Origin of the sequence: Ohtaekwangia sp., assembly GCF_036568665.1 — a bacterium.
GTDB lineage: Bacteria > Bacteroidota > Bacteroidia > Cytophagales > Cyclobacteriaceae > Ohtaekwangia.
The window spans coordinates 1-10,769 of the sequence record NZ_DATCSD010000115.1 but is presented as its reverse complement, the minus strand read 5'-3'; the positions used below and the strand labels follow the sequence as shown (position 1 = coordinate 10,769).

General features: G+C 43.2%; 10 protein-coding genes. 7 read left to right on the top strand and 3 right to left on the bottom strand.

Going from position 1 to position 10,769, the window contains the following annotated elements:
* Together VIN08_RS05980 and VIN08_RS05975 are read left to right on the top strand one after the other, a co-directional pair.
* On the top strand, positions 1-873 hold an 873-nt coding region (locus VIN08_RS05980), incomplete at its 5' end, for an ABC transporter permease (protein WP_331961695.1).
* Between the two features lie 503 nt (positions 874-1,376).
* Complete coding sequence (locus VIN08_RS05975; protein WP_331961692.1) at positions 1,377-2,126, top strand: GIN domain-containing protein; 750 nt, start codon at positions 1,377-1,379, stop codon at positions 2,124-2,126.
* Between the two features lie 118 nt (positions 2,127-2,244).
* On the opposite strand, the gene VIN08_RS05970 is transcribed toward VIN08_RS05975, so the two are convergent.
* Entirely contained in the window at positions 2,245-3,249 is a 1,005-nt protein-coding gene (locus tag VIN08_RS05970) for an alpha/beta hydrolase (RefSeq protein WP_331961689.1), read from the bottom strand.
* 272 nt (positions 3,250-3,521) lie between these two features.
* Here VIN08_RS05970 and VIN08_RS05965 point away from each other — a divergent pair, with 272 nt between their 5' ends.
* The 3 genes from VIN08_RS05965 (at position 3,522) to VIN08_RS05955 (ending at position 6,265) form a co-directional block, all read left to right on the top strand.
* Positions 3,522-4,955: a hypothetical protein gene (locus tag VIN08_RS05965; protein WP_331961686.1), complete on the top strand. Its 1,434-nt coding sequence runs from the start codon at positions 3,522-3,524 to the stop codon at positions 4,953-4,955.
* A gap of 26 nt (positions 4,956-4,981) precedes the next feature.
* Entirely contained in the window at positions 4,982-5,617 is a 636-nt protein-coding gene (locus tag VIN08_RS05960) for a hypothetical protein (protein ID WP_331961683.1), read from the top strand.
* Between the two features lie 327 nt (positions 5,618-5,944).
* Complete coding sequence (locus VIN08_RS05955) at positions 5,945-6,265, top strand: hypothetical protein (RefSeq protein WP_331961680.1); 321 nt, start codon at positions 5,945-5,947, stop codon at positions 6,263-6,265.
* A 106-nt stretch (positions 6,266-6,371) separates the two neighbouring features.
* Here the strand turns inward: VIN08_RS05955 and VIN08_RS05950 are convergent, their stop codons facing one another.
* Together VIN08_RS05950 and VIN08_RS05945 are read right to left on the bottom strand one after the other, a co-directional pair.
* Positions 6,372-7,088 (bottom strand): DUF1028 domain-containing protein, encoded by a 717-nt coding sequence (locus tag VIN08_RS05950; RefSeq protein WP_331961677.1) that lies wholly within the window; start codon positions 7,086-7,088, stop codon positions 6,372-6,374.
* A gap of 37 nt (positions 7,089-7,125) precedes the next feature.
* Positions 7,126-7,875 (bottom strand): NUDIX hydrolase, encoded by a 750-nt coding sequence (locus VIN08_RS05945; protein ID WP_331961674.1) that lies wholly within the window; start codon positions 7,873-7,875, stop codon positions 7,126-7,128.
* Positions 7,876-8,018: 143 nt separating this feature from the next.
* Between VIN08_RS05945 and VIN08_RS05940 the strand changes: the two genes are divergently transcribed.
* Both VIN08_RS05940 and VIN08_RS05935 read left to right on the top strand, forming a co-directional pair.
* On the top strand, positions 8,019-9,899 hold the full coding sequence (locus tag VIN08_RS05940; protein WP_331961672.1) for a glycoside hydrolase family 3 protein: 1,881 nt from the start codon (positions 8,019-8,021) through the stop codon (positions 9,897-9,899).
* A 145-nt stretch (positions 9,900-10,044) separates the two neighbouring features.
* Positions 10,045-10,769: alpha/beta hydrolase-fold protein (locus VIN08_RS05935; protein WP_331961669.1), on the top strand; the 725-nt coding region annotated here is incomplete at its 3' end.

Below are 10,769 nucleotides of genomic sequence, written 5' to 3'. Positions count from 1 at the left end.
TGGCAATTTGTATTCAGCACAACAAGTCCGTCACAAGACTATTTATTGAATGTATACGAGATGGATTACGACCATCTCAAAACCATGAAGTATACAATGATCACCGGACGATTCTTTTCTTCTGATTTTCTGTCTGACTCTACCGCTGTTATTATTAATGAAACGGCAGCAAAGAAAATGGGCATGCAATCTCTTGCAGACAAATCACTCTGGAGTATATATGGCGGAATGGATAAAGCAATCGAGCATGAAGTGATCGGCATTATGCAGGATTTTAATTTTCAATCGCTGAAAGATCCGATTCAGCCCATGGCTATTGTATTGGGCAAACAACCAAACTGGGAGATGGCGATTCGCATACAAGACAAAGACGTTCAACAGACGGTTGATACGATTCGAACACTCTGGAAGAAGTACTCTCCCGATGCTCCCTTCGAATATACTTTCCTAGACCGTAACTTTTCGCTCAAGCATCAAACCGAAAAACGCATCGGTCAAATATTCATGCTGTTCACCATCCTCGCTATATTTATAGCTTGTCTCGGGCTGATCGGGCTCGCCAACTTTATGGCAGAGCAACGCACAAAAGAGATCGGCATTCGTAAGGTAATGGGTGCTACAGAAGGCAGTGTCATCCGTCTTCTTAACAGCGACTTTCTGAAACTGGTATTAATCGCCAACCTGCTAGCGTGGCCTATAGCCGGATGGCTGATGCACACATGGCTAAAACAATTCGCCTATCACATCCAACCTTCGTGGTGGATATTTATACTGGCCGGTATCACCACAACAGGCATCGCCTTCATCTCCGTAAGCTACCGCGCCTGGAAAGCCGCCCAGGGAAATCCGGTGAGCTCGTTGAGGAATGAGTGAAGGTGGTTAAAGTTTAAAGTTCAGGGTTTGAAGTTTAAGGTTGGGTAGTAGTAGTGTCAGAAGTTTCCTCCCTGCGCTTGGGAAAAGGAAAGCAATCTTAATTTAAGAGTAAATATTCTACCACTCTCTTGAATAACAATATCGATTAACGAATGTCGAAAGAAGTACATTATTACTTTCAACTTTTCGCTTTAAGCTCTCTTCCTGATTTCCCCGACTTTCCGCCCTTGCGTTTATCTGCATTCATTCGCAAGATCTGCGGGAGACAATGTCATGTTTACTCTGCCCTAATCGAACATTAAAGGGAAAGACACGTTGCCATTCAGTTCCGATAACTTATAACGATTAACGGATAACAGTTAACGAATATCGAACAAGGAACACCGAATGTAGAAGTAAAATCCAAGTTTTGGCGGCTGTTCCTCATTGTTCAAAAAAACTTTCCACGCCCATAGGGGTACCGCCGGATCTGATTGTCTGGAAGGAAACAACACATTGTACGTATGAAAATGATGAAAGCCACCCTATTGATTTTTGCTCTGCTATTTATAACCGTACTGGTATTTGGACAGAGCGAGATCACGAAAGAACTCCGTCCCTTTAACCGGATCATTGCTTCACCGAAAGTAAATCTGATCCTGGAAGAAGGCGATCATGAAGGGATACGCCTGGTATATGGCGGTGTATCGCCGGAGAAGATCAACATTGTAGTAAAAGGAAAAACGCTGCGTATATACCTGGATGATGCCAAGGTGATCGATAAACCGGAACACAACGGTGACTTCCACTATAAACGTAGCCCGTATCACGATGCTAACATTACGGCCTATGTTACGTATCGTACGTTGAAACACCTGGAGATCCGCGGAACGCAAGAGCTTACCTGCAAGACTCCTTTGGCAGCAAAAAAATTCAAACTCAAAGCTTACGGCCAAAATGAGATCAACCTGGCAGCACTCAACACCGAATACCTGAAGACAAGTTTATACGGCGAGAACGAATTGAAGATACAAGGCGGTGTTGCCGAATACCAGAAATACAGACTCTTTGGTGAAAACAAGATCGATACACAAGCGCTCAAGAGTTACTCGACCGTTACTAATATTTACGGTGAAAGCAAAATCAAACTCACTACACAAGATGAACTTCGCATCAACTCTTTCGGTGAATCACGTGTATCGTATAACGGCAATGCACAGGTAAGCAAAGGACTGGTGTTTGGCAGAACGCATATCGATAAGATCAACCAATAGTTTTAAGCGAAAGGCTTAAGTAAAAAGCAGAAAGTGAGTGCACCGCTTTCTGCTTTTTGTTATACTATATCTCAACCTAAAACTCTGAACGTTAAACTATAAAACCTTGAGCTTAAACTCAAAGCAACTTCTTCATCCCCAATTTCTCTACAGCAAATTTCTCAATCGCACGATATACTTCTTCATAGTTCTTATTCGTAAGCGAAGACCCGATTACGTGTCCGCCAGCATCCGCGAAAGCTACGGTTTGCTTCATATCAGCAGGTGTGCTTAGCGCTGCATTCATCTCAAGCATGGCACTTACTTTTACCTGCGGGTCTTGCTCCTGTTCGTTTTTGAAATAGTACAGTGTAAGTGAAGGCTGCTTCACACGTTGAAAGGTTTCCTTCGTCATGGTACTTTCTACCAGCTCTTCCAGTTGTGTAGTGGCTTCGAGTCTGTATTTGCTATACCAATACTTCGATTGCTCCTCCGTATCGTCTGTTGATATACTATATTTTCCTCCCTTCACGGCACGCACTATATATAGTCCCCACGGATCATTGAGCAAAAATGCAGCACCATTGTTGATCGCTATATTAGGCGACAGGTTGATGAGTGCATGAACATCATCGGGATATTCAGCAGCCAGTTTCAACGCGAGTGTTCCACCGGTAGATGTACTCATCAGAATTACTTTCTCACCGAGTTGCTTGCCTATAGCCAATGCCTGCTTGGCACTCTCCCATAATCTGTCAGGAGTAAATGAGAGCAATGTCTCTGTGGTATCTATACCATGATCGGCCAGTCGCGAAAGGTATAGATTGCATCCAAACGTTTTGGCAAACTGCTCGTGTGTTGGAGCACCCTCCATTTTACTGGCCGTAAATCCGTGCAGATATACTATAGCATACGGAGTTTTCTGGTGCGTGCTGTCGTGCCATACGATAGCAGCTTCGTTGTTCGGTTTGATTATATGCCTGGCTTCATTATCAGCAATATATTTTTCCAGCGCAGCAGCATCTGCCGGTACGTTGGGCAACTTCAGATCAAAGACCGGTGTAGATGGTTCCGGACCAAGAAAAATAATAGCAACCAGAACGATCAGCGGAAACGTGATCTTGATAAGGCGTTTGGATTTCATACGGGTAGATTTACCGGTAAATATAAAATATAGGTAAGCCTAAAAGTATAAAATAATTTTATGAGTTAAAACATTGTTTTTAAGTGTTAATACCGAGGTTTATACAGGTGTATTATCCAGACACTCGTCTGTAATAACATTATTGATGTTTGCTGCCCCGCCTCGTTAGTTTTGATCCATACCAAGGGGCAGTGCAGTTGATTTTTTCGTAGAGGGGGCCCCTTCGTATACCCGGTCCGTTGTGGAGGTTTTTTCTGCCTAAACTATATCCTATGCGAAAATATCTATCCATCATTTTAGCGATTCCGCTATTGTGGGGCTCATCGTGCGATCAAGAAGTTCCTGTAGTTTCTCAAACCACCAGTCAAAGTAAAATTACGCTTACCGATATAGAGCATGACCCCATTGCTAAAAGCTTACTGGCGAATATTCAGAACAGAGCCGCCAATGGAAGAGTAAGCAGCATCGAAGTTACCGATGCCTTTTTCAAATATAGCGATCCCGATAGCGGCGTTCTTAATTATACTTTCCGATTGCCGGATAACTCTCCAGACTATTTTGAGAACCTTGTGCTATCCCAATATGAAGATGGTTTTTACGGATTTATATACCGCTATATTCCGGATGGAGAGTATATCAGTGATGAACCTTTCAAAGGTGTGCTACAACTATATAACCTGGATAACGAGCTGATACAGGAGTTCTCCATTCCCTATATACAAGATAGTATAGCTGCCAGTGGCAGAGTTCAATTGATGAACCAATGCGTTCAAAGCATTGAACAAAGCTGTGTAACGACCTACGAAGTACAAACTGTAACCGATTACCCTTGTCATTGTCAGTACGATCGAAAAGTAGAGACAGGCACGGTATGTACCTTCACCATTAATACAGGTTGGTGCGATGATATGAGCGGAAGTATAAATCAGGCAGGCGGTGGCGGTACATATATAGGTGAGAGTGGTGCTTCTCCTCACAGCGGTGGGCCAGGAGGAAGTGCAACAAAATTACCACCGGTAAAGAAACCAATAGTAATGATCGCTGATGACGATATTACTTTTAACAATGTAAAATCTCCTTGTTTAGTAAATGTTATTAAGAATTTGATGAAGGAGGGATTTAGGAATAGAATAAATCGGAGTGCTAAATACTGGTTTATTGACGCAGAGCAGGCTCAGAACTTGAACTTCAAAGAAGTAAGCACCATTTTTAACAATGAAAATGAGCCTCTGCAAGCACAAACATCCTCAGCATATAGCAACCCTGACAAAACTCAGGGTATAGATATCATACTAAATTCCTCCACTCTTCCTGGGACAAGTGAGTTGTTCCAAATTGTAGCGATCTATCATGAGGTGTTGCATGCTATTCTAAATATGAACACAATTTATCGAGAGTTATCTCCAAAAGAAAAACATGAGTTTATGGCATCACCAGACAGAACGCAATTTATGATCGATGCTGTGACGGAGATTTATAACAGGCCGCTAACTTCTGAAGAGGGTCAACATGTAGCAGCCCTTTGGTTGTATAATTTCTCTGATGCAATTGCGACAAATAATTTTCGGGATTCAATGTATAAATGGGGATTATTCAATGATAGTATCTTTAGAACTGGTGAGCAGGAAGAGAAAGTGATAAAGGTTATCGCAAATGGAGAGACTAAAATTAAGAGCATTGGCGGTCCTAACTGTAACAATGAATGAAAAAAACAAACGTCAAATCTAATTCTATGAAAGTAATAAAAGCTGCTCTTTTAATGTATATACTATTTACTGGGGTAGTAAATGCGCAGAATGATTCAACAACACTTAATGATGATCTTTTTGAAGATCCCATTAAAATTGTGAAGGGGAAAGAGCAGCAGTATTTTAAATATACGTTGACCTTACTTGAACAAGATTCTGCAGTGAAGGCATATCAGGTTTTATCAAGGTTGTGTAATACGGGGCACTATAGTCTGACTTCAAAAGAAGTAAATACCGTGATGAAAATGATAAGGCGAAAAATCATACAACAAGCAAATGAATTTCTCCTCGGTAGATGGGAACTAGACTACGAAGGATACTGCAACTATCCAAGATGCTTGGATTCAACAAGGGTTGAAAAGGTTATCATATCAAAAAGAAAGATCAGGTTTTACGAGAAAGGAAAATTGACCAAGAGGTATAGATATACTGGCAGAGTACAAGTGAGTCAATACTTCGGATCTCTTAATTATCTGTTGATGTATAAAAAATCTTTTGAAGATTGGTCATATTGGTTAGGACAAAATTCAAAAGGCAGGAAGAGGCTTTTTATTGAAAAGTATAATGGAATGACTCATGAGTATTTTGCAGTATACCTGAAGATAGAAAAACAGAAATAACCAATTTGATTCGTTCATTTTTCGATGAGAAATATACACACCAGCTTTCCCTGATTTTCATCATTTTCCTCTCACAACGGTAGCCCTGCTGGAAAAGTGAAGCCTGTTTTTATTCACACGTTTCCGCTGTAACATTCCTTACATTCACAAAAGATTTTCATCAAACATCGAACCTTCAGCGTTACCTTTGCGTAATCTGAGTGGATGTATTTTTAGCAGATATATAGTCCGGAAAATGCGACAGCAAAAGAACGTACGGTATATACTTGCAACATCCAAACAATCTACCAGACCTGGCCCGCTGTATACAATTTAAACACTAGAGAAATGAACTGGACCATATTATATATTACAGGAAGACAAGATTTCAGAAACGATGTTCTTAAAAAGCTTGAACATTCGCGTTTGAACATCATGCCCGGATACAACGGTGGTGTATCTGAAAACGATGTGCACGATATGTACTGGGTTGATGAAAAAACAGATTTGCATGAAATAAAAGAAGCGATCGGAAGCAAACTGATCTGGAAATACAGACTGCGCTTTTATTCATGCCTGGAAGATTTCATCCAGTCAAGAACGAATCGTGACGCCAACAAATTTACTCCGGAAGAACTTGACCTCATCCATTCAATGGAAGGCAGGTAACTGGTAGTCGTTATCCGTTGACAAGTTATTCGTTAACAGCTACTCCCCTACAGTACGATCTCCACTAATAACGATTAACTGATAACGGTTAGGTATATATGAAGACTCAGTCAGCTTGCCTTTCCTTCCAGCGATCATATCGCTTTCTCAATAACACTACAGCATTTTGTCCTCCTTTTGGCTGACCAAATGTATTCAGATCTAAAAAAGGTCTTCGCGGTGAATCATCTTTACGGAATATAGTAATGAATGCACTCGTGGCACGCTGCTCGCCACAACGGTTATCTCCTCCTGCATCTGAGCCAGCTTCCAGCGCTTTCATTAGTATAACATCTATAGCGAGTGATTCTTTCTGACCTGCCACTACAGTTTGCATTACTTTTTCCAATACCTGATCGTCCGTTAACGTATTACCCTGCACAGAAATGCCGGGCGCTGTCAACGCACCTCGAGCCGTATGTGTTAAGTCGCCCGTATAAGTTGCCGGAATTTTATACTTCACCGTAATCACCGCATATTGTTGTCGTTCCGGATCGAATGCCGGATCGCGCAGTGCCCGGATAATTTCTTCGGGCGTTGCATTTGCCAGGATCATCTCCACACCTCTGGAACGCGCCGCATTATTACTCATTGCCTGCACGATAATAGCTCCTATACCTGGTATAATTTTACCTATACCATAACAATTAGGCGAACACGATGCGCCCGCTATACCAATGGTGTTTGTCTTTGTATCGATAATGATAATGGACCATGTAGCATTTGCCTTAACAGACATAAGCATGGCCAACAATAGAAGTACTATAAAACGATCGGGACGCATATACAAGGGGTTGCTCCCGAATATAGTACATATTCTCTCAGAAGCCGAACTTCAATCCCTGTTTCATGGCCTTCTCATACTTCTTCTTATCAAACCGGTATAGATACGGTGCTTTGTGTGCTCCACCGGTCTTGCGCTCCTTTAGTCTTTCCAGTATACCAAGGCTTAACATTTTCTTCTGGAAGTTGCGTCTGTCAAGAGGCTTATCAAGAATTGTTTCGTATAGTCGTTGCAATTCGGGCATAGTAAATTTCTCGGGCAATAAATTATACCCGGCCGGATAATCATTCAGACTCAGCCGAAGTTTATCAAGCGCTTTCTCTACCATCTGGTTATGATCATAGATAAGCGATGGCACTTCATGTATATCCCACCAGCGACATTCATCACTCAACCAATCAGGCTTAGGGGCTACTTTCGAAAACTCCACCAACGCATAGTAGCCAACGGATATAAATCGCTCGCGCATCCAGCTCTTCTGTGTAGCGGCCAGCCCCAGTCGTTTGCCACGTTCGCGGCCAGGATCGCCAAACGTATGGAATTGTTGCAGGTAAATATTACGAAGGGCGGTACGCTCCTGCAACGTACGAACGGCAGAATCATCTACCGATTCATCCCACTTTACAAAACCCCCAGGCAGGCACCATCGCCCATCCCGCCAGCGCAGCAACAATACTTTAAGCTGATCTTCATGAAAACCGAAGATCACACAATCCACCGAAACACGCGGCACATACGTTTTGTCGCCTTTCAGCAGGAAGTCCTGCAACTGCTTTTCCTTGTTCATAATAAGGTTCAAATATCGCGATTGAACTGCATTTTTTGCAGCCCCGCGCAAAATCTTTCACATTCCCATCATTGCGTATTGAAAACACAATGGATATTCTCTATCATTGTGTATATCTAACACAATAAACCAGACACTTTACTATGGTACGAACCGTCAGATTGTTTTTCGGGCCGGTGGTTGCGCTGACCGTGATGTGCGCCTGCTCTGATAATACGCCTTACCGCGATCTTAACAAGAATGGCAAACGTGATGTATATGAAGATACACGCGAGCCGGTTGATAAACGTATTGATGATCTGCTGAAGCAGATGACGCTGGAAGAAAAAGCCGGCATGATGTTCATCAACGGGAGTCGCATTAACCGCGATGGCTCACTGGATGACCAACCGGGAGAGGGTATGTTTGCCTTTGCTCCCACAGCCCCCAAACTTATCACTGAGCACCAGATGACGCACATCAATGTGTGGGCTGTTCCGGATAAAAAAGCATTGGCTACCTGGTATAATAATATACAGAAGTTTGCCGAAGAGAAAACACGACTGGGTATACCGGTAACTATAGCATCTGATCCGCGGAATGCTTTCAGCAATAATATATTCTCGATGAGTGCGAATGACTTTTCACAATGGCCGGAGCCGCTGGGCTTTGCTGCTATTGGCGATGAAGCACTGATGAAACAACATGCCGATATAGCGCGACAGGAATATATAGCAGTAGGTATACGCGAAGCATTACACCCGATGGCCGATCTTGCTACAGAGCCACGCTGGCCTCGCATCAGCGGTACATTTGGTGAAGATGCCAAGCTGTCTGCCAAGCTGGTGAAAGCCTATATCGAAGGATTTCAGGGAGCGAAACTTGACTCTACCAGTGTAGCGTGTATGACAAAGCACTTCTCCGGTGGCGGACCACAGAAAGAAGGACTTGATCCGCACTTTGAATTTCAGAAGGGACAGGTATATCCCGGTAAAAATTTCGACTATCACCTGATTCCTTTTGAAGCTGCCTTCGAAGCACACACAGCCGCTATTATGCCATACTACGGTGTGCCTACTGATCAGACCAGCGAAAATGTAGCGTTCTCTTTTAACAAGGATATCATCACCAAACTGCTCCGCGAGAAGTATAAATACGATGGCGTTGTATGTACTGACTGGGGACTAATTACGGATTCAAAAATGGGCGACTTTGTATGGCCTGCCCGTGCGTGGGGTGTTGAAAAACTTTCGGAAGAAGAGCGTGTGAAGAAAGTAATTGATGCAGGTGTAGATCAGTTCGGTGGAGAGAATTGTCCGCAGCATATAGTAAAGCTTGTAAAAGATGGCAAGCTTACCGAAGCACGCATCGATGAATCGGTAAGACGTTTACTGCGTCAGAAATTTGAATTGGGTTTATTTGACAACCCCTATATCAAGGTTGAGAATGCTGTTGCTGTTGTAGGTAAACCGGAATTTAAAGAAGCCGCTGAAGCAGCACAACGCAGAGCTATTACATTGCTGAAGAACACTCCTGCCAAAACCGGAAATATACTTCCGCTGGAAAGTGGCAAACTCAAGATATATGTGAAGAATATAAATGCGCAGGTAGCAGCACAGTATGGAGAGGTTGTAGCAAAACCACAGCAGGCAGATATAGCGATTATCCGCATCAACACTCCGTGGTACCCGGTGGAAACGAAAAACTTTTTTGCCCGCGGATTTCATCATGGTGATCTCGACTTTAAAGGTGTTCAGAAAGACAGCATTCTTACGCTACTGAAAACTGTACCGACCATTGTTGATATTTATCTGGATCGCCCTGCAGTAATACCTGAGATCAGCGATAAAGCAAAAGGATTGCTTGCCGACTTCGGAGCGAGTGATGCTGCAGTGCTCGATGTGATCTTTGGTAAAGCAAAACCCGGAGGCAAGCTTCCTATAGAGCTGCCTTCATCGATGGACGCTGTTCGAAATCAGAAGGAGGATGTTCCTTACGATTCAAAAGACCCACTGTATCCGTTCGGACACGGACTCAGTTATTAGTGATCTCTCAGTTTTTACAGGTTTGGCAAGGCCCGGTGTGTACCGGGCTTTGCTTTTTCATAAACACTCTTGTAAAAGATTTTGATCATAGCATTTTAAATGCGTAACATTCCCAGGCAATCAACCTTACGTCAAAATGAAAATCATGCGATTAACTTTACTGCTCTTCGTGGCAACAGCAATGGCAGCAACCGCACAAAAACTGAAAAGCGGTCCACAGGTGTTAACGTTCTTCTCGGATGTTGACGATACCGAGCAACCTTATGGACTATATCTCCCAAAAAATTATGATGAGAATAAAAAATATCCTCTCGTGATTATGCTGCACGGTGCGGGCTCGAACCATCGGCTTTCACTGCGCAGGGTATTTGGCAAGAGTAATTTTAACGGAGAAACAGATGTAGAAGCTACGCGCTATTTTCCGGAGTGGAAAGATGTAGAATATATAGTTGCTTCTCCCTATGCTCGTGGCACAATGGGCTATCAGGGAGTAGCAGAGAAAGATGTATATGATGTACTGGCGGATGTAAAGAGTCGCTTCTCGATTGACGAAGACCGTATATACCTTACCGGTTTGTCGATGGGTGGTGGCGGAACACTGTGGATCGGCTTAACACGTCCGGATATATGGGCTGCGTTGTTCCCGGTATGTCCTGCGCCTCCTAAAGGAACGGATGAGCTTGCACCCAATGCATTGAACCTGCCGATGTTCTTCCATCATGGCGACCAGGATGGCGCGGTGCCTGTAACTGTATCGCGCGACTGGACAAAGAAGTTAAAAGAGCTGGGAGTAAATGTTTCCTATACCGAGTATCCGGGTGTGAATCACAATAGCTGGGAAAATGCATACCGCGATGAAGCTGCGTTCGA